The organism is Pseudomonas fluorescens (assembly GCF_902497875.1).
GTDB lineage: Bacteria > Pseudomonadota > Gammaproteobacteria > Pseudomonadales > Pseudomonadaceae > Aquipseudomonas > Aquipseudomonas fluorescens_BR.
The window spans coordinates 108,250-134,498 of the sequence record NZ_CABVHY010000003.1; the positions used below are offsets into that span (position 1 = coordinate 108,250).

21 protein-coding genes are annotated in these 26,249 nt (G+C 59.0%); 11 read left to right on the top strand and 10 right to left on the bottom strand.

Going from position 1 to position 26,249, the window contains the following annotated elements; genetic code table 11:
- Nucleotides 1-8: 8 nt before the first annotated feature.
- Complete coding sequence (gene hutC / locus F8N85_RS03525; protein ID WP_191636108.1) at nt 9-719, bottom strand: histidine utilization repressor; 711 nt, start codon at nt 717-719, stop codon at nt 9-11.
- A 145-nt stretch (nt 720-864) separates the two neighbouring features.
- Here hutC and F8N85_RS03530 point away from each other — a divergent pair, with 145 nt between their 5' ends.
- A complete protein-coding gene (locus F8N85_RS03530) occupies nt 865-2,229 on the top strand; it encodes a formimidoylglutamate deiminase (protein ID WP_150802294.1) in 1,365 nt (454 codons plus the stop codon).
- Nucleotides 2,230-2,333: 104 nt separating this feature from the next.
- On the opposite strand, the gene F8N85_RS03535 is transcribed toward F8N85_RS03530, so the two are convergent.
- Together F8N85_RS03535 and F8N85_RS03540 are read right to left on the bottom strand one after the other, a co-directional pair.
- On the bottom strand, nt 2,334-2,900 hold the full coding sequence (locus F8N85_RS03535; protein WP_150802295.1) for a lipocalin family protein: 567 nt from the start codon (nt 2,898-2,900) through the stop codon (nt 2,334-2,336).
- A 36-nt stretch (nt 2,901-2,936) separates the two neighbouring features.
- Complete coding sequence (locus F8N85_RS03540) at nt 2,937-3,191, bottom strand: outer membrane protein assembly factor BamE (protein ID WP_150802296.1); 255 nt, start codon at nt 3,189-3,191, stop codon at nt 2,937-2,939.
- Nucleotides 3,192-3,472: 281 nt separating this feature from the next.
- Here F8N85_RS03540 and F8N85_RS03545 point away from each other — a divergent pair, with 281 nt between their 5' ends.
- The 3 genes from F8N85_RS03545 (at nt 3,473) to F8N85_RS03555 (ending at nt 6,064) form a co-directional block, all read left to right on the top strand.
- On the top strand, nt 3,473-5,365 hold the full coding sequence (locus F8N85_RS03545; protein WP_224795622.1) for a methyl-accepting chemotaxis protein: 1,893 nt from the start codon (nt 3,473-3,475) through the stop codon (nt 5,363-5,365).
- 97 nt (nt 5,366-5,462) lie between these two features.
- Complete coding sequence (locus F8N85_RS03550; RefSeq protein ID WP_150644179.1) at nt 5,463-5,735, top strand: type II toxin-antitoxin system Phd/YefM family antitoxin; 273 nt, start codon at nt 5,463-5,465, stop codon at nt 5,733-5,735.
- Nucleotides 5,732-6,064, top strand: coding sequence for a type II toxin-antitoxin system RelE/ParE family toxin (locus tag F8N85_RS03555; protein WP_150802298.1), 333 nt, complete (start codon nt 5,732-5,734; stop codon nt 6,062-6,064). Before F8N85_RS03550 ends, F8N85_RS03555 begins: the two co-directional genes overlap by 4 nt.
- A 13-nt stretch (nt 6,065-6,077) precedes the next feature.
- On the opposite strand, the gene F8N85_RS03560 is transcribed toward F8N85_RS03555, so the two are convergent.
- The 5 genes from F8N85_RS03560 to F8N85_RS03580 all read right to left on the bottom strand — a co-directional run bounded on the left by F8N85_RS03560 (nt 6,078) and on the right by F8N85_RS03580 (nt 15,535).
- The gene (locus F8N85_RS03560) at nt 6,078-6,680 is read right to left on the bottom strand and encodes a DUF924 family protein (protein ID WP_150802299.1); all 603 of its coding nucleotides are present in this window, start codon (nt 6,678-6,680) and stop codon (nt 6,078-6,080) included.
- A 4-nt stretch (nt 6,681-6,684) separates the two neighbouring features.
- Complete coding sequence (locus F8N85_RS03565; protein ID WP_150802300.1) at nt 6,685-7,695, bottom strand: class 1 fructose-bisphosphatase; 1,011 nt, start codon at nt 7,693-7,695, stop codon at nt 6,685-6,687.
- Between the two features lie 208 nt (nt 7,696-7,903).
- Complete coding sequence (locus F8N85_RS03570) at nt 7,904-9,277, bottom strand: DUF3999 domain-containing protein (RefSeq protein ID WP_150802301.1); 1,374 nt, start codon at nt 9,275-9,277, stop codon at nt 7,904-7,906.
- Nucleotides 9,274-12,885 carry a DUF2339 domain-containing protein gene (locus F8N85_RS03575; protein ID WP_150802302.1) on the bottom strand — a complete coding sequence of 1,204 codons (3,612 nt, stop codon included), beginning with the start codon at nt 12,883-12,885 and terminating at the stop codon, nt 9,274-9,276. Before F8N85_RS03575 ends, F8N85_RS03570 begins: the two co-directional genes overlap by 4 nt.
- A 199-nt stretch (nt 12,886-13,084) precedes the next feature.
- On the bottom strand, nt 13,085-15,535 hold the full coding sequence (locus F8N85_RS03580; RefSeq protein WP_150802303.1) for a glycogen/starch/alpha-glucan phosphorylase: 2,451 nt from the start codon (nt 15,533-15,535) through the stop codon (nt 13,085-13,087).
- Between the two features lie 263 nt (nt 15,536-15,798).
- Here F8N85_RS03580 and F8N85_RS03585 point away from each other — a divergent pair, with 263 nt between their 5' ends.
- Complete coding sequence (locus tag F8N85_RS03585) at nt 15,799-16,239, top strand: YkgJ family cysteine cluster protein (RefSeq protein ID WP_150802478.1); 441 nt, start codon at nt 15,799-15,801, stop codon at nt 16,237-16,239.
- A gap of 189 nt (nt 16,240-16,428) precedes the next feature.
- On the opposite strand, the gene typA is transcribed toward F8N85_RS03585, so the two are convergent.
- Nucleotides 16,429-18,249: a translational GTPase TypA gene (gene typA, locus F8N85_RS03590; RefSeq protein WP_150802304.1), complete on the bottom strand. Its 1,821-nt coding sequence runs from the start codon at nt 18,247-18,249 to the stop codon at nt 16,429-16,431.
- A 139-nt stretch (nt 18,250-18,388) separates the two neighbouring features.
- A complete protein-coding gene (gene thiI, locus F8N85_RS03595) occupies nt 18,389-19,843 on the bottom strand; it encodes a tRNA uracil 4-sulfurtransferase ThiI (RefSeq protein ID WP_150802305.1) in 1,455 nt (484 codons plus the stop codon).
- 331 nt (nt 19,844-20,174) lie between these two features.
- On the opposite strand from thiI, the gene glnA reads away from it, so the two are divergent.
- From glnA to ntrC, 6 genes are all read left to right on the top strand, one after another.
- Entirely contained in the window at nt 20,175-21,581 is a 1,407-nt protein-coding gene (gene glnA, locus F8N85_RS03605; protein ID WP_150802306.1) for a glutamate--ammonia ligase, read from the top strand.
- 191 nt (nt 21,582-21,772) lie between these two features.
- On the top strand, nt 21,773-22,198 hold the full coding sequence (locus tag F8N85_RS03610; protein ID WP_150802307.1) for a cupin domain-containing protein: 426 nt from the start codon (nt 21,773-21,775) through the stop codon (nt 22,196-22,198).
- Nucleotides 22,199-22,224: 26 nt separating this feature from the next.
- A complete protein-coding gene (locus F8N85_RS03615) occupies nt 22,225-22,746 on the top strand; it encodes a DUF4124 domain-containing protein (RefSeq protein WP_150802308.1) in 522 nt (173 codons plus the stop codon).
- Nucleotides 22,746-23,372, top strand: coding sequence for a DUF4124 domain-containing protein (locus F8N85_RS03620; protein WP_150802309.1), 627 nt, complete (start codon nt 22,746-22,748; stop codon nt 23,370-23,372). The genes F8N85_RS03615 and F8N85_RS03620 overlap by 1 nt, the downstream gene beginning before the upstream one ends.
- A 260-nt stretch (nt 23,373-23,632) precedes the next feature.
- Nucleotides 23,633-24,718: a nitrogen regulation protein NR(II) gene (glnL, locus tag F8N85_RS03625; protein ID WP_150644167.1), complete on the top strand. Its 1,086-nt coding sequence runs from the start codon at nt 23,633-23,635 to the stop codon at nt 24,716-24,718.
- Nucleotides 24,715-26,154 (top strand): nitrogen regulation protein NR(I), encoded by a 1,440-nt coding sequence (gene ntrC, locus F8N85_RS03630; protein WP_150802310.1) that lies wholly within the window; start codon nt 24,715-24,717, stop codon nt 26,152-26,154. Before glnL ends, ntrC begins: the two co-directional genes overlap by 4 nt.
- The last annotated feature ends 95 nt before the right edge of the window (nt 26,155-26,249 follow it).

A 26,249-nucleotide genomic window follows, 5' to 3' on the forward strand; every position in this document is an offset into this window, starting at 1 on the left:
GTCTCTTTCTATTTGTGGAACCGCCCTTCCAGACGATGACGGGAACCGGGGTGAATCAAGCGTGCGGCGGTTACCGGCTGACGCCCGGACCAGGTCCGGCGGCGAATCAGCAGGCACGGCTCACCGCGCTCGATCTGCAGCAACTTGCATTCTTCCGGCTCGGCCAGAATCGCCTCGACCACGTGTTCGCCTTCGGTCAGCGGTGCGACCTGGGACAGATAGGCGTAGGGCGTCTGCAAGGTGAAGTCTTGTTTGAGGTAATCCGGCGCCACCTGAGCGTTGACGAAACGGTCTTCGATTTGCACCGGAATATCGTTCTCGAAATGCACGATCAGCGAATGGAAAACCTTCTGCCCTTCGCGCATATCCAGCGCGACAGCGCGTTCGGAACCGGCGGACTCTTCGCCGAGGGTGATCACCTTGCAGGTGTGACGATGGCCGCGGGAGGCGATCTCGTCGGCAATGTTATGCACTTCGAACAGCGCTGACTGGCTCTTCGGTTCGGCGACGAACGTACCGACACCTTGCATGCGCACCAACAGACCGTCGGCGGTCATTTCACGCAGGGCGCGATTGATGGTCATGCGGCTGAAGCCCAACTGGTTCACCAGTTCACTTTCCGATGGCACCCGATAGTGCGGCGGCCAGTTTCCACTCTCGATCTGCTGAGTGATCATCTGTTTGACGCGGGCGTACAAGGGCGCCGGACTGTCACCCATTTGGGCAGCCAGCGGGGAGATGGCAGGGGGAGTCGGCACAGGAAATCCTTGTGAGTGAGTAAAGGTTACTAGCTTGCCGGAGTTTACCGAGCAGGCAAACGTCTGTATATGTATATACAAATAACACACGATGGGGTTCTGAACCATGTCCGCCTTCTTTGCCGAACGCGCGCTGCTGCCTAGTGGATGGGCTAACAATGTACGTCTTGAGGTCAGCGCCGATGGCTTGCTGACCCACATCCAGGCCGATGCCAGCGCCGATGGCGCCGAACGGTTGAACGGCCCGCTGCTGCCGGGGATGCCGAATCTGCACTCCCACGCGTTCCAGCGGGCGATGGCGGGGCTGGCGGAAGTCGCCGGCAATCCGAATGACAGTTTCTGGACCTGGCGCGATCTGATGTATCGCCTCGTCGGAAAAATCAGCCCGGAACAACTCGGGATCATCGCCCGTCAGCTCTACATCGAAATGCTCAAGGCCGGCTACACCTCGGTCGCCGAATTTCATTACGTGCACCACGACACGAATGGCCAGCCCTATACCGACCCGGCCGAGCTGTCGTTGCAGATCAGCCAGGCTGCCAGCGCTGCCGGTATCGGCCTGACCCTGCTGCCAGTGCTCTACAGCCACGCCGGCTTCGGTGGGCAAGCACCCAATGAAGGCCAGCGGCGCTTTATCAACAGCACCGAAAATTATCTGAAGTTGCAGGCACGTTTGCAGCCGCTGCTGGCGCAACAACCGGCGCAACAAATGGGCCTGTGCTTCCACTCGTTGCGCGCGGTAACACCGCAACAGATCAGCGAGGTACTGGCGGCCAGCGACAAACAGTGCCCGGTGCATATCCACATCGCCGAACAGCAAAAAGAAGTCGACGACTGCCTGAACTGGAGCGGTCGTCGTCCCTTGCAATGGCTGTACGAAAACACCGAGGTCGATCAGCGCTGGTGCCTGGTCCATGCGACTCACGCCAATCCCGAAGAAGTCACGCTGATGGCCAGGAGCAAAGCTATCGCCGGGCTGTGCCTGACCACTGAAGCCAACCTCGGCGACGGGATTTTCCCAGCCGTGGATTTCCTCGCTCAGGGTGGACGGATGGGCATCGGTTCCGACAGCCACGTATCACTGAGCGTGGTCGAAGAACTGCGCTGGCTGGAATATGGCCAGCGTCTGCGCGATCAACGGCGCAACCGCCTGTATCGCGGCGATCAGCCAATGGTCGGGCGTACGCTGTATGACGCCGCGCTGGACGGTGGAGCCCAGGCATTGGGCCAACCGATTGGCGCACTGGAAGTGGGCAAGCGTGCCGACTGGTTGGTGCTCGACGGCAACGACCCTTACCTGGCAACGGCAAATGACGACGCGATTCTCAATCGCTGGTTATTTGCCGGTGGCGATCGCCAGGTGCGGGATGTGCTGGTCAACGGTCAATGGGTGATCCGCGACGGTCATCATGCCGGGGAAGAGGACAGCAGCCGGGCGTTTACCCGTGTGTTGCGCGAGTTGTTGGGGTAAAAGCAAAAGATCGCAGCCTGCAGCAGTTCCTACGGAATGTGTGTGTGTGTACACAGGATCCCTTGTAGGAGCTGCCGCAGGCTGCGATCTTTTCAGTCACGCCGCTAATTCGAGGTCTTGGCCATCTTGGTATCCGACACTCGCCAGATCAGCCGCGTGGTGTCATACCCTTGCTCGCGCGCCTTGCTCAGCAGTTCCTCACGGACTACCCCATTGACCTCAGGCGAGCGCGACAGCAGCCAAAGATGCCGACGACTCGGGTCGCCAACGATCGCTGTCTTGTAGTCGCCGCTGACAAACAATACCCAGTACTCGCCCTTGGCCACGCCTGGCAGCAGGCGGGAAATCCAGTTATCGAATTCGACCCAGAGCTTGTCGGTCTTGCCGGGAATCTGCGGCGTTGCCGTGCCCCTGGCTTCTTCCCATTGCCATTGGGTGGTCAGGCAGCGGTTCAACACCGCGATATCGCCAGCGGCCTTGAGGGTGTAGTGGGCTTCGGATTGCGCACAGTTGCGCTGGAAATATATCGGCAGACGGGCCAACTCGTACCAGGTCCCTTGGTAACGCTTGAGATTGACACTGTTGACGGTCTTGGGCGCCAGGTCATTGCCAGAGGTGGCACAGCCGGCCAATACCAGGCCGGCTAAAAAAACTATTACGAACCGCATCATTATTTTTCTCCCGTGGGCTCAAAGCCCCGGTTTTTTTTACTTCAGGCCTTGCCCGGAAAACATCAATACTTTGTCACCGGCGTACTGCACGCTGATAAAGCTGTTCTTGTCACCCCAGGTGCAACTGGACATACCCAGGGCGCCAGAGCAATCGGATGGCTTACCCAGCAAGGTTTCGACTTCGGCTTTGGGCATGCCTGTCGAAAGCTTCGAGTAGTTTTCCTGGTTTACCTTGCTGCACGCGGCCAGCAGCACGCAGAACGACAACAAGGCAAGAGATCGCAGCGACATGGTGAAACTCCTGGAGGAAGGGGGAAGGCATGGCTGCCAACCAGAAGCTTAGAAGAGAAAAGGTCCATCTGGTTCCCGACACCATTGGCTATTTCTTGCACCGTCCATCCGCCATTCCTTCTGAAATCAAGCTCTTTTCCAGGCTTAACAACATTTCGTCGAGTTTTGCCAAAAGCGCCTCATTTTTGGCGCTCGCCGGTCGACATACAAAGCAGTTCAAAGCCCTTCACTGTGGCAAATTGACGCCCCTCGCTGACCAGTCCCTTGCGGTAGCTTACTTAATGACCAGAAACATGAAATTCAGCCACAAGATTCTGCTTGCAGCCGCTCTTGTGGTCGCCGTTGCATTCGCCTGCTTCATCCTGTTCAACGACTATCGGCAGCGCCAGACCTTGCGCAGCAGCACCGAATCCTCGATGCAGGAACTCGGCAGCCTGACCACCCGTAACATCCAGACCTGGCTGGAAAGCCGCATGCAGTTGCTGCAATCGCTGGCCCAGCAAATCGCCGTCGACGGCAGCGCGCCTGACAGCCTGAAACGCGCCGTCGGCTTACCGGCCTACACCAGCAATTTCCAGCTCAGTTACTTCGGTGGCCAGGACGGCGTGATGTTCTCAGTCCCGGCGGGCAACCGCGCCGCCGACTATGACCCGCGCTCCCGTGGCTGGTACAAAGCAGCCAACAGCGCCCGGCAGACCATCGTCACCGAGCCCTACATCGCTGTGTCCTCGGGCAAACTGGTAATCACCGTCGCCACCCCGGTGCAACACCAGAACCAGTTCATCGGCATCGCCGGCGCCGACATCGACCTCAGCAGCGTCAGCGCGATCATCAACTCGCTGGACTTCGGCGGTAATGGCCACGCCTTTATCGTCAGCGCTGATGGCAAGATCCTGATCCACCCGGACAGTAGACTGGTGCTTAAGAACCTGGCCGACGCGTATCCCAACGGTGCTCCCAAGGTCAGCCCGGGCATGAAAGAAGTTGAGGTGGACGGCAAGTCGCAATTCATTTCCTTCACCCATGTCAACGGTGTGCCGTCGGCGGACTGGTATGTGGCGCTGGTGCTCGACCAGGACACCGCGTTCTCGATGCTCAGTGAGTTTCGCACGTCGGCAATCATTGCCATGCTCATCGCCGTCGTGATCATCATCGCGTTGCTGGGACTGCTGATCCGTGTGCTGATGCAGCCACTGCTGACCATGGGCCGGGCGATGCACGATATCGCCGAAGGTGAAGGCGACCTGACCCGGCGCCTGACCATTCATGGCCACGACGAATTCGGCGCCCTGGGCATATCCTTCAACCGTTTTGTCGAGCGGATTCACACCTCGATTCGAGAAGTTGCGTCGGCCACCGGCCAAGTCAACGAAGTGGTCTTGCGCGTGGTCAGCGCTTCCAACTCGTCGATGTTCAATTCCGACCAGCAGGCTTCGCGCACCAGCAGCGTCGCCGCGGCGATCAATCAACTGGGCGCCGCCGCCCAGGAAATCGCCCAGAACGCCGCCCTCGCCTCGCAGCACTCCAGCGACGCCCGCAGCCTGGCCGAGGACGGTCAGCAGGTGGTGGATAAAACCATCGCCGCCATGCAACAACTGTCGGCCAAGATCAGTGATTCGTGCGGCAATATCGAAACACTGAACAGCAACACGGTGAACATCGGGCAGATCCTCGAAGTGATCACCAGCATCTCGCAACAGACCAACCTGCTGGCGCTCAACGCCGCGATCGAAGCCGCTCGCGCCGGTGAAGCCGGTCGCGGCTTCGCGGTGGTCGCCGACGAAGTGCGCAACCTGGCGCATCGCACCCAAGAGTCGGCGCAACAGGTGCAGACCATGATTGAAGAACTGCAAGTCGGCGCCCGCGAGGCAGTCCTCACCATGACCGACAGCCAGCGCCAGAGCGAAAGCAGCGTCGGTATCGCCAACCAGGCCGGTGAGCGCCTGGGCAGCGTGACCCAGCGCATTGGTGAAATCGACGGGATGAACCAGTCGGTGGCCACCGCCACTGAAGAACAGACTGCGGTGGTCGAGTCGATCAACGTCGACATCACCGAGATCAATACCCTCAACCAGGAAGGCGTGGAGAACCTGCAGTCGACCTTGCGCGCATGCGCGGACCTTGAGCAGCAGGCGGCGCGGTTGAAGCAGTTGGTGGGGAGTTTCAGGATTTAATCCACAAATCGAACCCCAAGTGCGCCTGTCTGACGGAACTGACGCAGGACTGAATTAAGACTAAACTCAGTCCTGCTCACCCAAACGAGATAACACCATGAAGCTTTCATCCCAGATAAAGCCCATCAGCTATCTGAAAAGCCATACAGCTGAGATCGTCAAGACCATTACCGAGAGTCGGGAGCCTTTGGTCATAACCCAAAACGGCGAAGCAAAACTGGTAGTGATGGATGTAAAGAGTTTCGAAGAGCAGGAAGATACGATGGCCCTGCTAAAGCTACTCGCGATGGGCAATCGCGAGATTGACGAGGGCAAATTCAGAGATGCGGAGGACGTTTTTGCAGAGCTGGATAAGGCCGATCATCAATGAGCTTTAATGTCGTCATTCTTCAGTCCGCAGAAACAGACCTCAAAGAACTACGTAGCTATATCACAAAACAATTCTCTGCCCAGACGTGGCGAAGCACCTACGCCAATCTAAAGACAGCAATCCGACATTTGGGGCCACTGCCTTATGCAGGATCAATCCCCGAAGAGATCGAGAAGCTAAATCTCAGCCAGTACCGACAGATTTTGTCAGGAATGAACCGAATCATTTATGAGGTGCGAGACCAGACTGTCTTCATCCACATCATTGCCGACACCCGAAAAAACCTGCCAACACTGTTGATGAAACGGCTTCTGCACGTGAATCCGTGAGTTTACGTAGTGCTTAGAACCGAGATCCCGGCTCACGCAAAAACGCCAACTCTTCAGGCGTGGAAACCCGCCCAAGCACGTTGTTGCGATGGGGAAACCGGCCAAACCGGGCGATGATTTTCTGATGCTTTTCGGCGTAATCGAGATGATCGGCAAACACTGGCTGATCGGCCAATGGCTGTTCTGCCTGCAAGGCTACAAAACGCGACACGCCTTCGTTCTGCACCGCGAGGTTTTCGCAATGTTCGAACACCAGGTAGATGAACGCCCGGCGCATGGCCGGCAGTTGCCGATCGAAATCCGCGGCAATCCCTTGAGCCACCAGCGCTTGAGCACGCAGGTCACCCGAAAAGGCTTTGGGGGTTTCGCGATAGATCATACGTGGCAATTGATCGAGCAACAGCACCAAGGCCAGCCAGCCTTGCGGGCATTGCGCCCACTCAGCCAATTCGCCGGCCAGTGCCTGCTCGACCCAGGCCCCGAAACGCTCACGCGCTTCGAGGTCCTGGCTGTCGCGCTTGCCGAACCACAACCTGCCCTTTTCAGCTACCACTTCGGCTGGAGACTCGGCTGAACCGAACCACCAATCGAGCAACGGCTGCCAAGGCGCAGGCATGGGTTTACTCCTTGTGGTAAGCGGTGACGCGTTCAACTTCTTCTTTCGAGCCAAGGAACACCGCTACACGCTGGTGCAAGCCTTCAGGCTGAATGTCGAGAATCCGTTGATGGCCGTCGGTAGAAATACCACCAGCCTGCTCGACCAGGAACGACATCGGGTTGGCTTCGTACATCAGGCGCAGTTTGCCCGGCTTTGATGGGTCGCGGTTGTCGCGCGGGTACATGAACAGGCCACCACGAGTCAGGATCCGGTGCACGTCGGCAACCATCGCGGCAATCCAGCGCATGTTGAAGTTCTTTTTCAGCGGACCTTCTTCACCGGCCAGCAATTCGTTGACGTAGCGCTGTACCGGAGCTTCCCAGTGACGCTGGTTGGACATGTTGATAGCGAATTCCTGGGTGGCTTCCGGGATCTTGATGTCTTCGTGGGTCAGCACGAAGCTGCCCATTTCACGGTCCAGGGTGAAGCCTTTGACGCCGTCGCCCAGGGTCAGCACCAGCATGGTTTGCGGGCCGTAGATGGCGTAGCCGGCAGCGACTTGTTCGGTACCCGGCTGCAGGAAAGCCTTCTCGCTGAGGGTTTCGTTCTGGCTCAGGTGCTCGTTCGGGCAACGCAGCACCGAAAAGATGGTGCCGACCGAAACGTTGACGTCGATGTTCGACGAACCGTCCAGCGGGTCGAAAACCAGCAGGTAGGCGCCTTTCGGATATTTGCCCGGGATCTGGTAGGCATTGTCCATTTCTTCGGACGCCATGCCGGCCAGGTGACCACCCCATTCGTTGGCTTCGAGCAGAATTTCGTTGGAAATCACGTCGAGTTTCTTCTGCACTTCACCTTGCACGTTTTCGGTGCCCATGCTGCCCAGAACACCACCCAGGGCGCCTTTGGAGACGGCGTGGCTGATTTCCTTGCAAGCACGCGCCACCACTTCGATCAGGAAACGCAGATCGGCAGGAGTGTTGTTGCTGCGGGTCTGCTCAATCAAATAGCGACTCAGGGTAACGCGGGACATGGATGGCTCCGGAGAAAGGGGGGGCTAAAAACCCGCGCAGTTTAACGCGAGTCGGGGCGCTTTTCCTCTTATCAGACGTGATCCGCCCCATAGAGTTCATGCGCCGGGTTCAGCGTAGCCCGAAACCGACCGAAGGTGGCTGAGGATTTTCCGAAGTTTCGGGCTACGCTGGCCGGCAGGACACCGATTGGGCGCGAAGCACCCATCGTCAGGTTTGCGCCGGTGGTTTGCGCAACAGACTGAATGCCATGACCGCGAGAAAGAACACACCCAGCAACAACACCGCCCACAAACCGATTTTCTTCCAGTCGGTGCCCACGACGATCGGTGGTGTTGCAGTGGTTGACTGAGCGAACAACAAACCACCGTCCACTTTTGCCTGACCCAAAGCCGCCAGACGCCCAGGGCTGTAATCTGGAATCAAGGTCGGCAGCGGCAGGTTTGCTGCTTTCACCGCCGAGCTGCCCAGGGCCAGGGTATACGGCGCTGCTCCGCGAGCGAGGAACACCAATTGGGTTGCCCGCACGGCAAAGTGCACGGCCGGGGCTTCAGCGCCCAGACCTCCACCGCGCTCGTCGACGACCAGCTTCAATTGCTGAACAGTCTGACCGGGCATCTGCAATTCATCTTGCACCACATCCTGGCCATTCTGGGTCAGGCGATAGAGCAACCCGCTGCTCAACGGCCGCCACGCCTGGCTGCTTTCGCGACGGCCGTACAAGGTAACGGGAGCAAGGCTGTTTGCCTGGTTCAGTTCCACCCGCAAGCGCTCGATGTTCAGGCCTGCCGGCAGTTGCCAAGTGTATTCGCCCGCCTTCACGCCAGTTCCGGCCAGCGGCTGCGACCAGATCAAGGACAGCGGCAGGCTGTTGATGCTGGCGCTTTCCAATTGGGCAGACGTGAGGATCGGCGCCGACTGCGGGGTGTCCCACAACAAGCGCAGATACCGCGCCCGCTGCCTCGGCAAAGCGACCTCGCGCTGCTCGATCCGCTCGTCGGCAAACGTCAGGCGCGCCACCTGCCCTTCGCCCCACGATTGCCAATGCTGTAAATCGTCACTGGCTTCAATACTGAATCGCTGGAAGCCGTCACGCTCGCTGGTCCAATCGAGAATCAACTGCTGCAGCGGCGCCTTGACTGCACTGGCTTCCAGCAACCAGCCACGCAGCACTTCTTCGCCTGCTTCAATCTGGCTGGAGGGCCGAACTTCTACCAGGGTACCGTTTGCATTGGTTTGCACCTGGATGCTCGGCGTGGCGTCACTGGCGTCCGTCGAGCTGTAAAGGGGGAACCATTTAACGTCGGTCAGGGCGCGATTTTCGCTGGTCTGTGCCTGCTCCCGGGCTAACGCGTAGGCCTGTACTTCACCGGCAGCGTTGAACACCCGCACGTCGCCGAGATCGGTCTGACGTGCGTTCAGTTGCACCTCTAGCGGTAATTCAAGGCGGTACCACGGCCCCTCGCCGCTCAAGGTCAACGGCATTTGGGTGGTGAAATTCCCCGGTTTTTCCTGAGCATTGGCCGACAATGCCGCACACAACCCGACAGCTCCCAACCAGCCCAGGCTCAGCTTCTGACTCAAGATGACACTCCTTCAGATTCATTGGCCGGCTTTCCAGCTGCCGGTTCGGTTTCGGCACGCTTGGGCGGCAGCGGCGCAAAATAGCCCACCACCAGCAGCAACACCCCCACACCGATAAAAGACACGATTCGCGCCAGCCCGCCACGGTTACTCAACTCGACAAAAAACAGTTTGGCGACCACCACGCCGATCAGCACCGCACCGATCAGCCAGACTTCGCGACGGTGACGCAAATGGCCGCCGATCATCAGACTCAGGGCAATCAGCGTCCAGACGATCGACAGCCCGGCTTGCACCAGCATCGACTGCAGCAGCGCGTCCAGCTCGAACGGCACCCCGCCCCACTGGTGAGCGCTGCGCATCACCAGTGCGGTGAAGAAGGCGAACAACGAGACGCCAGCCATCAGCTGCGTGGCAGGTTCGACATAGTCGGCGCGAGCGGCCCATTGCGTGAGCGCACTGCGCGACCAGGCATAAACCCCGAACAGGGCGAACAACAGCCCCAACTCCAATGGGTTGAGCAGTGGCACATAGGGCAGCGGTTCGGCGGTTCCGTCACTGGCGATGTTCGCCAGCCAGAACCAGCCAAGCATCAACACGGCCAACGGCAGCGCCGCGTAAAAGCGATACTCGGGGGAATGGCTCGAGACCGGCCACCGCCAGTTGCGAGGGGCGGCCATCAACACCAGATACAGGCTTGGTAGAATCGCCCAGCCCAGCCAGCGCCAGGCGTTGTATTGCTCGGACAACAGCAGCAGGCCGTAACGCAGCTCCAGCGCCAGTACGCCAATCAGCAGCCAGCAACCCAGGACATGGGCGACGCTCAAGGCCGTAGCGGGCAGCATCGGCGCCAAACGTCGCAACGCGAAGAAGTGCACGACAAACACCGCCACCCAAGCCAGCCAGCCGAAATGGGCTGCCGGGTGATAACGGGCGTGCCATGCCGCGACCAATACCAGACTCGCTGCCAGTACCAGCAAGGTGCAGAGCAGACCCAGCGCCGGCCACTTCAAGCGCAAGGCCAACAGGCACCACAGCGCCACACTCAACGCCGCGACGCCGAGTAACCACGCGGCTTGCAGATCCGCCGGGGCAAAGCGCAATACTTCACTGACCAACGCCAGCGCCCACCAGGCCGCGCCCCACACCAACAGCAGTTCGGACAAACGCTGCAAGCTCAAGGCATCGAAAGCCGTTGCATGAGCGCCTCGCTGCAAGCGCCAGGCACCGACCAACGCCGCCAAGCCGAGCACCATCGGCGTCCAGAAACCGCCATGAGCCAGTGGCCGCAGTCCTTCGCTGGACAACGATCCGAGCAGATCGGGCCCGGCAATCAGGAACGCCGCGCCGCCAATCAACTGCAACAGCAGACCAAAGACAAAACTCACACGCTGCTGCATGTACAGGCTCAGCCAGATGATCATCAGACCACTGGCGGCCCACACCGCGCTCGCCGTTTGCCATGGCAGCACAAACAATACCGCCAGGTTGATCAGCACCAGCCCCGCCAGCAACACCACCGACAGGCCGCGTAGCAGTCGCACGTCATTGCGCACCATGTCATCACGTGCCGCCAGTAACATCCCGCCAATCAACGCCAGGCCAATCAAGGAAGCACTGAGCAAACCACTCCAACCGGCACTGAACACCGCAGAGTCGCCCTGCGCGCCTTGCAGCCGCAGGAGGAACAACGCGCCAGCGAGCAGTTGTACGGCGAAGGCATTGAACAGGAACGTCCGCGATTGCAGGCGCAGGCCGACGAACAAGGTCGCCAGCCCCGCCAGCGCCCAACTGATAGCGGTACCTTGGGTGAAGAAAAACAAGGGTGCCAGCAGATAAAGGAATGCCAAGCCGCCGCAAGCCAATACCGGCAGCGCTATACGCTCCCGGTTCGACGCTTGCCCGGGCCGGGCTTCGCGCAATTGATAGAAACTGAACAGCAAGGCTGCCCCCAACATCAACGCCCCTAGTGGCGCACCGTCCAACAGGCTGGTCTCGCCACCCCGCAGTTCACTGAGGAATGACAGCGCCGAGCCCACTTGCAGGAGCAAGGCAAACGCCCGCGCCAAGGGTCGCTGCTGACGCAGGCCGAGCCAGAAAATCCCCGCGCCTTCCACCGCCCAGGCCGCCGCCGTCCACCGCGCATCCAGTCCCAGCGGAATCGCCAGGCTGGCGAAAATCACCCCCAGTGCCAGGCAGGTTTCCCCCAGTAACAGCGCTCGCCCACCGGCGAGCAAGCGGGCCAGGCCGATATAGACAATGCCCAGCGCCAGCGCGCTGAACGCCGCGGCGAACTGCAGATGCTGGACCAGCGCGAACTGCAAGCCGAAACCAACCAGCGGCGGGCCGAACAGCATAGTGCCGTCGACATAATCGCCCTTGCGCGCCGACCAGCGCAGCAGCGCTTCGCGGCTGGCGTCTGCGGGCGCATCGCTCAACTCCAGCAATTTTCGCCGTGCGAACAGCAGCCCGATCGCCAGGTACATCAGGAAGAACAGAATCAGGAACGGCTCGGTGCTCCACAGCAGTTGCGCAGTGTAAGAGCGCAGCCCCCAGGCGAAACCAATACCGAAGGTGCCGACGAAACCGATCAGGTTGAGCAAGCGCCAGGCCTTGAACCAGGCAATGGCCAGGATGCCGGCGTTGAGCAAGGCGAAATAACTGAACAACGCGACATGGTTGCCAGCCCCGGTGGAGGTCAGAATCGGCGCGGCAAAGCCACCGAGGGCCGCCACCGCAGCCAGGCCCAGCGCATCCTGGGTGATCGCCAGAATCGCCGAGAACACTGTGACCACCACCAGCAAGCCCAAAGCGGCAGTCGGATCAAGCAGTGGATGCAGGCGCATGGCGGCGAACACCGTCAGGTACAACACCGCGATCCCCGTGCCCTGCAACATCAGCGCGTAGCTGCTGTTGCGCAGACGCAGCCACCAACCGAGCCCGAGCAGGCCCAGGGCGCAAGCTGCAACCCCCGCGTAACGCAGCTCGATTGGCACCACCATGCCTTCGGTGGCATAGCGCAGCAGGAACGCCAAGCCGAGAAACAACAGCAGCACACCGACCCGCAGCACGGTGTTACCGCCGAACAACCCATTGCGCGCACTGCTCATGGCGCGTTCGATCAGGTTCGGTTCACGGCGGCCTGCCGGTTTTCCCGGCGCGCTGGCAGCGGGCTCTGGTTTCCAGGCATCGACTGCTGGAGGTTTGCTCGATTGCGGCGCGGCGGCATATTGCTCGCGTTCGAGTTCCGCCGGCCAATCCCAGACCAGCTCGGGGTCCGCACGCAAAGGCGCCGGAATCGATTCCGGCGCTTCGCTCAAGACCACTTCAGGAGGGGAATAGGGTTGGGCTGCTTCACTGGCAGCAGTCGGCTCGGCAGCTCTGATTCCAGACGCTTCGAGCAGTGCCAGACGCTGCTCGACAGCCGCTAAAGCTTTTTGCGCCAGTTCCAATTGCTGGCTTTGCTGCGCCGCTTGCGAACTCAGACCCGCAAGGCGGATCGCTTGCCCGACACCAACTCCGATCAGGGCGCCAAGCAAGGCATCGCTGAAGGTCTCATCGAGCATCCAGCCCAGCACCAGCCCTGTCAGCATGAAAATCCATTGCATGGTCGATATCCCTAAGCACTATCGCCAATCCGAGAAGATTAGCGCGGCCGAAATTGCCAAGATCGTCCGAACGCGGCCCGAGCCTGCGGCAGCTCCTACACAGATCGCGTTCACAAATGTCGCTTGTGAACACGGACCGTAGGAGCTGCCGCAGGCTGCGATCTTTTCCGGAGCACCACAGTATATCGACGCCTAAAACTTACTCCAGCGCCTTCCAGATATCCGTCGCGTACTCACGAATCGTCCGGTCGGACGAGAACCAGCCCATCCGGGCAGTGTTCAGCACCGCCGAGCGCCACCATTCTTTCGAATCGTGCCAGTGTGCTTCGACCCGTGACTGAGCATTCCAGTAGGAGTCAAAATCGGCGCAGACGAGAAAGCGGTCATGGTCGACCAGCGAATCGATCAACCCGGTGTAACGGGTCGGATCATCCGGCGAGAACACCCCGCTGCGAATCGCTTGCAACACGTCCCCGAGTCGATGGGAGGCCGCAATATCGGGCACGGCGCTGAACTCGGCGTTGAGTGTGCGCGCTTCGACCTGCTGGGCGCTGAGACCAAAGATAAACATGTGCTCGGCACCGATGCGCTCGCACATCTCCACGTTGGCACCGTCCAGCGTGCCGATGGTCAGGGCGCCATTGAGGCCGAACTTCATGTTGCTGGTGCCTGACGCCTCGAATCCGGCGGTGGATATCTGCTCCGAGAGGTCGGCGGCGGGAATGATGCACTCGGCCAGGCTCACGTTGTAATTGGGCAGGAACACCACCTTGAGCAGGCCGCGCACGGTCGGGTCATTGTTCACGGTGCGCGCGATGTCATTGGCCAGTTTAATGATCAACTTGGCCTGGTGATAACTGGCCGCGGCCTTGCCGCCGAAAATTTTCACCCTCGGCACCCAGTCGACTTCCGGCTCCGCGCGGATCGCCTGGTACAGCGCCACGGTGTGCAGCAGGTTGAGTAACTGGCGCTTGTATTCATGAATCCGTTTGACCTGCACGTCGAACATCGCCTCCGGATTGACCGTGATGCCCAACTGCTCCTGGATAATATTGGCCAGGGCTCTTTTGCTGTGCAGTCGCTGTTCGGCGAACTGCTTGCGGAACGCTGCCTTCTCGGCGAACGGCTCCAGGTCGATCAAGCGCTCTTCGACGTTATCCAACAGCTTGGGACCCAACGCATCGACCATCATCGAGGTCAGCTCCGGGTTGGCCTGGTACAGCCAGCGACGGAAGGTGATGCCGTTGGTCTTATTGTTAATCCGCTCCGGATAAAGCTTGTGCAGTTCGGAAAACACCGTGCTGCGCATCAGCTGGGTATGCAGGCCGGAAACCCCGTTGACGCTGTGGGAACCGAGAAACGCCAGATTGCCCATGCGTACCCGGCGACCGTTGTCTTCCTCGATCAATGACACGGCGCGCAGCACGTCGAAGTCGTGGATACCCTTGGCTCGCAGTGAGTCGATGTGATGGGCGTTGATCAGGTAGATGATCTGCATGTGTCGCGGCAGCATCCGCTCCATCAGCCCTACCGGCCAGGTTTCCAGCGCTTCGGGCAGTAACGTGTGGTTGGTGTAGGACAGCGTGTCGACAGTGATCTGCCAAGCGGTATCCCAATCGACACCATACAAGTCGAGCAACTGGCGCATCAGCTCGGCCACGGCAATCGAGGGATGGGTGTCGTTGAGCTGGATCGCGGCGTGGTCGCCAAGGCTCAGCACCGAGTCATGCATGTTCTTGTGCCGGCGCAGCAAATCCTGCAACGACGCAGAAACGAAGAAATACTCCTGACGCAGCCGCAACTCCTGGCCGGCTTCGGTGCTGTCGGCGGGATAGAGTACCCGGGAAATACTTTCCGCCCGCGCCACTTCGGCCACCGCGCCCAGATGGTCGCCGGCATTGAAGCGCTCCAGGTGCAGGTCTTCCATGGCCCGCGCCCGCCACAGACGCAGGGTGTTGACGCTGGCACCGCGCCAACCGACCACGGGCGTGTCGTAGGCCACTGCCCGCACGGTTTCCGCCGGCCACCAGACTTGCTTGGTCTTGCCGGTTTCATCCATCACGGTCTCGACTCCGCCGCCGAAGCCAATCGGGTAGATCACCTCAGGCCGCTCGAACTCCCAGGGGTTGCCGAAATCCAGCCAGTGCTCGGTCTGTTCCTGCTGCCAGCCGTCGACAATGGCCTGACGGAACAAGCCGTGTTCATAGCGAATACCGTAACCATGGCCAGCGATGCCGAGGGTCGACATACTCTCCATGAAACACGCCGCCAATCGCCCGAGGCCGCCGTTACCCAGCGCCGCGTCCGGCTCCAGCAGGCGAATGCGCTCAAGGTCGACGCCCAGTTCGGTCATCGCCTCGCGCGCCACATCCAGCAGGCCAAGATTACTCAGGCTGTCGTAGAGCAGACGGCCGATGAGGAATTCCAGCGACAGGTAGTACACACGCTTCTGGCCCTTGCGGTAGATCTGCCGCGTGTGGTCCATCCAGTGTTCGACCATATGGTCCCGCGCGGCCAAAGCAATGGCTTCGAACCAGTCATGGTCAAACGCGTGATCCGGGTCCTTACCCACTGCGTAGGTCAGTTTGGTCAAGACAGCGTCGCGAAATGCGGCCACCTCTGCGTCACGAACAAGTGGTTCCTGAGTCATCAATACAACCTCGAGCGAGATAGACGGCATGGAATTGTCTGAGCCTAGTCGGTCTGACACGAGGCAGAGGTTCCGGTTCGGTGTTTTCTGCAATTACTCAGGTAAACATTTTCCTCCGGCCGATACGCCCTGAAAAGATGCAGATGCCGTGCCGATCCGGTCAAAATACCCTGATTGGATGAAAAACCGGCAAATGGTTGTTCACACCTTCACCAACCCCGGTATCATCGCGCGCCCTGATACACCCCTGGTAACAACCGATGATGAAGTCCAACCTGATCGCTGCCGCAGAGATCGATCGCCTCGATACCTGGGCCAAGTATTCTGCGCCGATGTGCGGTTCCTGCGTGTCCAGCTGCTGCACGCTGCCGGTCGAGGTCAAGATCAAGGATCTGATCCGTATTGGCATCGTCGACGAATTCGAGCGCGGCGAGCCAGCGAAGAACATCGCCAAACGCCTGCAGAAGGAAGGGATCGTCGAGCGCTACAACCAGAAGTCCGAGATCTTCACCCTCCAGCGCATGAGTAACAACGATTGCCTGTACCTGGATCGTAAGAGTCGCCTGTGCACTATTTATGAAAAGCGCCCGGATACCTGCCGCAACCACCCGAAAATCGGGCCGCGGCCGGGGTATTGCGCCTATAAGCCGAAAGAAGTGGCGCGTGAGACCAGCAGCAACCGTCGCACGCTCGAGAAGTTCTGATCCGCAATCTCGCTGCCTGACCCGGCACGGCTCGCCTTTGATCAGCGAGCCGGACAAGGCTAAACCGTGTTGACGGAAAGGCTCAGGGCGTGATGGCGGCAGCCCAAACGACATCAAATCCCAGACAAACAAAAACGCCCCCGACCTTGCGGTCGGGGGCGTTTTTTTAAGCCTTAACTAAGTCGAAACTCAGTTACCGCTTTTCTTGGCAGCGCGGGTACGCTCGCTTTCGCCCAGGATCTTCTTGCGAAGACGGATGGACTTAGGCGTTACTTCACACAATTCGTCTTCTTGTACGAATTCCAGAGCTTGCTCCAGAGTGAAGCGGATAGGCGGAACCAGTGCGATGGTTTCGTCTTTACCGGAAGCACGCATGTTGTCGAGCTTCTTGCCTTTGGTTGGGTTGACGCCCAGGTCGTTGTCGCGGCTGTTGATGCCGACGATTTGACCTTCGTACACGTCTTCGCCGTGGCCCAGGAACAGCTTGCCGCGAGCCTGCAGGGTTTCCAGCGAGTAAGTCAGAGCCTTACCAGTGGCAACCGAAACCAGCACGCCGTTCTGACGGCCGGACATGTCGCCGGACTTCATCACGTCGTAACGGTCGAAGATCGAGGTCAGGATGCCTGCACCGGAGGTCAGGGTCAGGAACTCGTTACGGAAACCGATCAAGCCACGAGCCGGGATGTTGTACTCAAGGCGAACGCGGCCTTTGCCATCCGGAACCATGTTGGTCAGGTCGCCCTTACGGATACCGATCTGTTCCATGATCGCGCCCTGGGATTCTTCCGGCAGGTCGATGGTGACGTTTTCGTACGGTTCGTGTTTCACGCCGTCAACCAGACGGATGATCACTTCCGGACGACCAACAGCCATTTCGAAGCCTTCGCGACGCATGGTTTCGATCAGTACCGAGAGGTGCAGTTCACCACGGCCAGAGACTTTGAACTTGTCGGCGGTGTCGCCTTCTTCAACGCGCAGAGCAACGTTGAACAGCAGTTCCTTGTCCAGACGTTCCTTGATGTTACGGCTGGTGACGAACTTGCCTTCACGACCGCAGAACGGCGAATCGTTAACCTGGAAGGTCATGGAAACGGTAGGTTCGTCAACGGTCAGCGGTTTCATCGCTTCGACGTTCAGTGGGTCGCACAGAGTGTCGGAGATGAACAGCTGGTCGAAGCCGCTGATGCAGACGATGTCGCCGGCAGCTGCTTCTTCAACGTCGATGCGGTGCAGACCGTGGTGACCCATCAGCTTGAGGATACGACCGTTACGGCGCTTGCCGTCAACGTCGATGGCCACAACTTGAGTGTTCGGCTTGACGCGACCACGAGCGATACGACCAACGCCGATAACACCCAGGAAGCTGTTGTAGTCCAGTGCCGAGATTTGCATCTGGAACGGGCCTTCACGGTCGACTTTAGGAGCCGGAACGTGGTCAACGATCGCCTGGTACAGCGGCGTCATGTCTTCCGCCATGGCGGTGTGTTCAAGACCGGCAATACCGTTCAGCGCGGAAGCGTAAACGACTTGGAAGTCCAGCTGCTCTTCAGTAGCGCCCAGGTTGTCGAACAGGTCGAAGATCTGATCCAGAACCCAATCCGGACGTGCACCTGGACGGTCAACCTTGTTGATCACCACGATTGGACGCAGGCCAGCCTGGAAGGCCTTCTGGGTCACAAAGCGGGTTTGCGGCATAGGGCCGTCTTGAGCGTCAACCAGCAGCAGAACGGAGTCAACCATCGACATTACGCGTTCTACTTCGCCGCCGAAGTCGGCGTGGCCCGGGGTATCCACGATGTTGATGTGGTAGCCGTTCCAGTTGATGGCGGTGTTTTTCGCCAGAATGGTAATACCGCGCTCTTTCTCCTGGTCGTTGGAGTCCATCACGCGCTCGTCGTTGAGCTCGTTGCGCTCCAGGGTGCCGGATTGACGCAAGAGTTTGTCTACCAGGGTGGTCTTACCATGGTCAACGTGAGCAATGATGGCGATGTTGCGTAGATTTTCGATCACTTGTGTATCTCGATCAGAGGATTCGGTGTGCTGACAAGTCTTGGCAGCCATTTACAGTAGAGTCCGGCAAAGCCGTTACAGCTTGACGGCGGCGTCGGGGGGCCGGTGACGCAGGCCACAGGCATACAGCCCCGGGCTCTTAGCTCGGTCGATAAACGCGCACATTGGCATGCCCCTCACTGAGCAAATGGTGGGCATGCAGGCGACTCATCACGCCTTTGTCGCAATACAACAGGTACTGGCGAGTAGGGTCCAGTTCCTTGAAACGAGCGTTCAATGCATAAAACGGCATCGCTTGTACCTCGATGCCAGGCAGCTCCAGCGGCTCGTCGTCCTGAGCATCCGGGTGACGGATGTCGATCACGATTTGACCGGCCAGTGCTTCACTGACTTCTTCGACCTGCAAATCCTGGCCCAATTCATCGATAACCCGATCGATCGGCACCAGTTTGGCGTTCTCGAGCGCACGCTCGAGCACCGCCATATCGAACTGTTGTTCTTCATACTCCACGCGGTTGCGCTTGGCGTGGGTCTTGGGGTTGACCGAAATCACCCCGCAATATTCCGGCATATGCTTGGCGAAATCGGCAGTGCCGATCTCGTTGGCCAGATCAATGATGTCCTGCTTGTGACTGGCGATCAGCGGTCGCAGCACCAGCTTCTCGGTTACGCAGTCGATCACCGAGAGATTCGGCAGCGTCTGGCTGGACACCTGGGAGATCGCCTCACCGGTAACCAGCGCATCGATTTCCAGCCGATCGGCAATTCTTGAAGCCGCGCGCAACATCATACGCTTCAATACTACGCCCATATGACTGTTATCGACTTTACCGAGAATTTCTCCGAGCACTTCCTCGAACGGTACGCTGACGAACAGCACTCGCTGGGAGCTGCCGTACTTCTTCCAGATATAGTGCGCAACTTCCATCACGCCCAGCTCGTGGGCACGCCCGCCCAGGTTGAAGAAGCAGAAATGGCTCATCAACCCGCGACGCATGATCTGGTAGGCCGCCACCGTCGAATCGAAACCGCCGGACATCAGCACAAGTGTCTGTTCCAGGGCTCCCAGCGGATAACCGCCGATGCTGTTGTGCTGACTGTGGATCACAAACAACCGTTGGTCGCGAATTTCCATCCGCACTTCGATTTCCGGCTCTTTTAAAGAGATTCCGGCGGCACCGCACTGACGACGCAGCTGGCTACCGACGTATTTCTCGATTTCCATCGAAGTAAATTCGTGCTTGCCGGCGCGTTTACAGCGCACAGAAAAAATCTTGCCCGCCAAGGCATCACCGAAATGCTGTTTGCACTTGGCGACGATGTCGTCGAAGTCGCCCAACGGGTACTCGTCAACCTGCAGGAAATGCGCGATGCCCGGCATGCAGCTCAGGCGATCCATCATGTCCTTCAAGGCTTTCGGCTCGCTGACGCGGGTTTCCATCACGAGATTGTCCCACACACCGTTCACCACCACAGCCGGGTCCAGATCGCGGAGCACGGCACGGATGTTTTTGGCCAACTGGCGGATGAAACGCATCCGTACCGGGCGGCTCTTGATGATGATCTCTGGGAAGACTTTTACGATTAGTTTCATGGAAACAGCGCGCGAAGGGCCAGCCGAAAAAGGGGGGCGCGGATTATAGCGGAAATTGCTCAAGGTTTAACCAGTTAATGTGCAGATGGTTTTGTGCGCACTGAAATAGGGCGATTATGCTTTTGCGCGCAACATTTCAGTGCGTAAACTTTCCGAATTTTCCCGTTTGTACCTTTATATGCGTGAGTTTGGGGCAAAAAACCCAAGTCGGGGCACTGGCATGCAATTTGCTCCCTTGTGAGGCAGGTTGCCTTGGCAGAGTATTCGCGCCGGCATCACCCACATTCTAAGGGCACTCCACTACTAGCCCGAAGCCACCCCGGAGGACACTATGTCGAAGTCGGTTCAACTCATCAAAGATCATGACGTCAAATGGATTGATCTGCGCTTCACTGACACCAAAGGCACTCAGCACCACGTGACCATGCCAGCTCGCGATGCGCTGGATGAAGCTTTCTTCGAAGAAGGCAAAATGTTCGACGGCTCCTCCATCGCCGGCTGGAAAGGCATCGAAGCCTCCGACATGATCCTGATGCCGGACGACTCCACTGCCGTCCTCGACCCGTTCACCGAAGAGCCGACCCTGATCCTGGTTTGCGACGTGATCGAACCTTCGACCATGCAAGGCTATGACCGTGACCCACGCGCCATCGCCAAGCGCGCCGAGGAATACCTGAAGTCCACCGGTATCGGCGACACCGTATTCGTAGGCCCGGAGCCTGAGTTCTTCATCTTCGACGAAGTGAAGTTCAAGTCCGACATCTCCGGTTCGATGTTCAAAATCTTCTCCGAACAAGGCTCGTGGATGTCCGACCAGGACGTCGAAGGCGGCAACCGCGGTCACCGTCCAGGCGTGAAAGGCGGCTATTTCCCGGTTCCTCCGTTTGACCATGACCACGAAATCCGTACTTCCATGTGCAACGCCATGGAAGAAATGGGCCTGGTCATCGAAGTTCACCACCACGAAGTGGCGACTGCTGGCCAGAACGAAATCGGCGTCAAGTTCAACACCCTGGTAGCCAAGGCTGACGAAGTTCAGACCCTGAAATACTGCGTGCACAACGTTGCCGACGCTTACGGCCGCACCGCGACCTTCATGCCTAAGCCGCTGTATGGCGATAACGGTTCGGGTATGCACGTTCACCTGTCTATCTCCAAAGATGGCAAGAACACCTTTGCTGGCGAAGGTTATGCCGGCCTGTCCGATACCGCCCTGTTCTTCATCGGCGGCATCATCAAGCACGGTAAGGCACTGAACGGTTTCACCAACCCGTCGACCAACTCCTACAAGCGTCTGGTCCCAGGTTTTGAAGCTCCGGTAATGCTGGCCTACTCGGCTCGCAACCGTTCCGCTTCGATCCGTATTCCTTACGTGTCCAGCCCTAAAGCTCGCCGTATCGAAGCTCGCTTCCCGGATCCGGCAGCCAACCCGTACCTGGGCTTCGCTGCACTGTTGATGGCTGGCCTGGACGGCATCCAGAACAAGATCCACCCAGGCGACGCGGCTGACAAAAACCTGTATGACCTGCCGCCTGAAGAGGCGAAAGAGATCCCACAAGTTTGCGGCAGCCTGAAAGAAGCCCTGGAAGAGCTGGACAAAGGTCGTGCATTCCTGACCAAAGGCGGTGTTTTCAGCGATGACTTCATCGATGCTTACATCGCTCTGAAAAGCGAAGAAGAAATCAAGGTTCGCACCTTCGTACACCCACTGGAATACGAGCTGTACTACAGCTGCTAATCCAGTAACGCTTGCGCAAGCGGCGTAACAGAGGCCTCCTTCGGGAGGCCTTTTTTGTGGGCAATTTCTGACAGCTGATCGCACCCCATCCTCCGGCACTCACAGCCCCCTCTGGCATCAACGCAATTGCATTGCACGTAGCCTGACAGCACTCATTGGAGTCATCACGCCCCCCTGCAGAGGATAGAGCCATGAAAAAACCCGCCCCCGCCAGAACCTTGCTCGTCGCGCTCGCTTGCCTGCTCACGCTGGGCTGCAGCAATACCAATGCAAAGCCCGGGATCGAAAAGGAAGTCTTGCTGCAGAGCTCCTCCTCCTGGGATGGAACGCCCTATGCCTCCTATCCCCAAGGCAGCCCCGAACTGACCCTGCTCAAATTGAAGATACCTGCCAACACCGAACTAAAGTGGCACACTCATCCGATCCCCAATGCGGCTTATATCCTCGCCGGAGAGCTCACCGTCGAAGCCAGGGACAGTGGTCAGACCCGGGTACTCAAACAAGGGCAGACCCTGGCCGAAATGGTCAACACGGTGCATCGCGGCAAAACCGGCGACAGCCCGGTAGAACTCATAGTGTTCTATGCTGGCAGCCCGGGCATTGCGCTGTCGGAGTAACTTGTTCAATCCATCGGGAAGCCTGAATGCGGCCGTTTTTACTGTTTCTGCTTTTGCCCCTGGCCTTCTCGGCGACGGCGCAGATCTACAAATACACCGATGCCAATGGCAACACTGCCTATAGCAATCAGCCGCCCGACGGCACCCGGAGCCAGGCCGTTGACTTGCCGCCACTCAATAGCGTCGAGCGTCAGCCGCCTGCCCTGCCACACGCCAGCCCGGCACAAAACGCCCGTCAGCAAGACGATAGTGTCGCTGCATATGAGGTATTGGAGTTGACCGGGTTACCCAGCGAAGAAGCCCTGCGTGCCAACAATGGCACCTTCACCGTGGGTGTTGCGCTGCAACCGCGCCTGCAAGGCGAGCATCGCCTGCGTCTGCTGCTGGACGACCAGCCCTATGGTCAGCCGAGCAACGTGCCACGCTTGCAACTGGTGAACATCGATCGTGGCGAACACCGACTGGCGGTACAGGTACTGGATGGAGAGCGAGTTGTGCAACAAAGCCCGACCGCCACTTTTACCGTGCAACGGGTGCATAAGCCTTGATGCCTTTCACGGGTGCACTGGCGCTCTGCCTGCTGCTGATCGCCCTTCCGGCCACAGCCGAGGTCTACACCTATATCGACGCTCAAGGGAATCGGGTCTTCACCGACCAACCTCAACCGGGTAATGCCAAACGCGTTCAATTAGCTCCGGGCAATCGTATGTCGGCAAACCCGAACGGAGCAGCCCCGAAGCCATCCGCCAGCAAGCCCCAGGACAAACCGCTCTTCCACTATCAGATGCTGCGGGTTCTGGTGCCGGACCCAGACGCCACGGTACGCAGTACCCAGGGCGAGTTGATTGTCAGCGTCACCAATGAACCCGGCCTGCAACGTGGTCACCGCTATCGCTTGATACTGGACGGCCAACCGACCGCCGCTCCGGGCCCCAGCCCGGTATTCGCCTTGAGCAATATCGACCGTGGCACCCACCACCTGGCAGTGGAAATTCTCGATGAGCAAGGGCGAATCGTCGAGCGAACAGCCAATCAGCCTTTCCATATGCTGCGTATGTCCCTGGCGCAGAAACGCCAGGTCAAACCTTGCAGCCTTGTCGATTACGGCCAGCGTCCGGAATGTCCTTTGGCGGACAAACCTGAAGAAGAAAAAAGCATTTTTTCAATCTTCTAAACGCCCTTCAGGTTTTCGCACTATATTGGTGCGATTAGTTGCACTCCGATCACTGATCAACCCATTTTGGTTCGAAAATACCCGGCTGAGCAGGCATAACGCCACGCAATCGAGCTTAAAACGCCCGTTTCAGGGGTTTAGCGCTTCTTTTCGGAGCCTTGGTTTGGTTTTTGCATTTTCCTTGTATCAGCGCTTAATTCGCGCGCGCAATCCGGGACCGGTCTCGATTGCTCCGCTTCAAAAGAGGTCAAAATTCACTCATGACCATCAGCGACGCACTGCACCGTTTGCTACTCGACAACCTGACCACCGCAACCATCCTGCTCAACGCCGAGCTGCGCCTTGAGTACATGAACCCTGCGGCGGAAATGCTGCTGGCCATCAGTGGCCAGCGCAGTCATGGGCAATTCATCAGCGAGCTGTTCACCGAATCAGCCGAAGCCCTGAGCTCCTTGCGCCAGGCCGTCGAGCAGGCGCATCCATTCACCAAACGCGAAGCGATGCTCACCGCCCTGACCGGCCAGACCCTGACCGTCGATTACGCGGTAACGCCGATTCTCAGCGATGGCGCCACCCTGCTGCTGTTGGAAGTCCACCCCCGTGACCGTTTGCTGCGGATCACCAAGGAGGAGGCCCAGCTGTCCAAACAGGAAACCAGCAAGATGCTGGTGCGCGGCCTGGCCCACGAGATCAAGAACCCCCTCGGCGGGATTCGCGGCGCTGCCCAACTACTGGCCCGCGAGCTGCCGGAAGATAGCCTCAGGGACTACACTAACGTCATCATCGAAGAGGCTGATCGCCTGCGTAACCTGGTGGATCGCATGCTCGGCTCGAACAAGTTGCCGTCACTGGCGATGACCAATATCCATGAAGTGCTCGAACGCGTGGGCAGTCTGGTGGAAGCCGAAAGCCAGGGCTGCATCACTTTGGTGCGCGACTACGACCCGAGCATTCCCGATGTCTTGATCGACCGCGAGCAGATGATCCAGGCGGTGCTCAACATTGTGCGCAATGCCATGCAGGCCATCAGCAGCCAGAACGAATTGCGCCTGGGCCGTATCAGCCTGCGCACCCGCGCGATGCGCCAGTTCACCATCGGCCATGTGCGCCATCGCCTGGTGACCAAGATCGAAATCATCGACAACGGCCCGGGAATTCCCGCCGAACTGCAAGAAACCATCTTCTTTCCAATGGTCAGCGGCCGCCCGGACGGTACCGGGCTGGGCCTGGCCATTACTCAGAACATCATCAGCCAGCACCAGGGCCTGATCGAATGTGACAGCCATCCTGGCCACACCACGTTCTCGATCTTTCTGCCACTGGAACAAGGAGCCCCATCGACATGAGCCGTAGTGAAACCGTGTGGATCGTCGATGACGACCGTTCTATCCGTTGGGTTCTGGAAAAAGCCTTGCAACAGGAAGGCATGACCACGCAAAGCTTCGACAGCGCCGATGGCGTGATGAGCCGCCTGGCGCGCCAGCAGCCGGACGTGATCATCTCCGACATCCGCATGCCGGGTGCCAGCGGTCTGGACCTGTTAGCACGGATTCGCGAACAGCACCCACGGTTGCCTGTCATCATCATGACTGCTCATTCCGACCTGGACAGCGCTGTCGCGTCCTATCAGGGCGGCGCTTTCGAGTACCTGCCCAAGCCATTCGATGTCGACGAAGCCGTGTCCCTGGTCAAGCGCGCCAACCAGCACGCACAGGAACAGCAAGGCCTGCTGGAAGTGGTGCCCGCCCTGACCCGCACCCCGGAAATCATCGGCGAAGCGCCAGCGATGCAGGAGGTGTTTCGGGCCATCGGTCGTCTCAGTCACTCGAACATTACGGTACTGATCAACGGCGAATCCGGGACCGGTAAAGAGCTGGTAGCCCATGCCCTGCATCGCCACAGCCCGCGAGCGGCCTCACCGTTCATCGCCTTGAACATGGCGGCGATTCCCAAGGACTTGATGGAGTCCGAGCTGTTTGGCCATGAAAAAGGCGCATTCACCGGTGCAGCCAACCTGCGCCGTGGACGTTTCGAGCAAGCTGATGGCGGTACGCTGTTTCTCGATGAGATCGGCGACATGCCGGCCGACACCCAGACGCGCCTGTTGCGGGTGCTGGCCGATGGCGAGTTTTATCGGGTCGGCGGCCACACTCCGGTCAAGGTTGATGTGCGGATCATCGCCGCGACCCACCAGAATCTGGAAACCCTGGTTCATGCCGGGAAATTCCGTGAGGATTTGTTCCACCGTCTGAATGTGATCCGCATCCATATCCCGCGGATGTCCGATCGTCGCGAAGACATTCCGACCCTGGCCAAGCATTTCCTCGCCCGCGCCGCGCAAGAACTGGCGGTCGAGCCTAAATTGCTGAAAAGCGAAACCGAGGAATACCTGAAAAACCTGCCGTGGCCCGGCAACGTGCGCCAACTGGAGAATACCTGCCGCTGGATCACGGTGATGGCTTCGGGTCGCGAAGTGCATATCAGTGACCTGCCGCCGGAACTGCTGAACCTGCCACAGGACTCTGCACCCGTCACCAACTGGGAGCAGGCGTTGCGTCAATGGGCCGATCAGGCGCTGGCACGTGGCCAATCGAGCCTGCTTGACAGCGCGGTGCCGAGCTTCGAGCGGATCATGATCGAAACCGCCCTCAAACACACCGCCGGACGTCGCCGCGACGCCGCCGTGCTGCTGGGCTGGGGCCGCAACACCTTGACCCGCAAGATCAAGGAGCTGGGGATGAAGGTCGATGGTGCCGAGGAAGACGAGAGTGATGAGGGCTAAACAGCCTTTAGATCTGCGCTGATCTCTAGATCCAATCGCGAGCAGGCTCGCTCCCACAGTGGATCTTCAGTGTTTCACTAGTGTGTGAACACCAT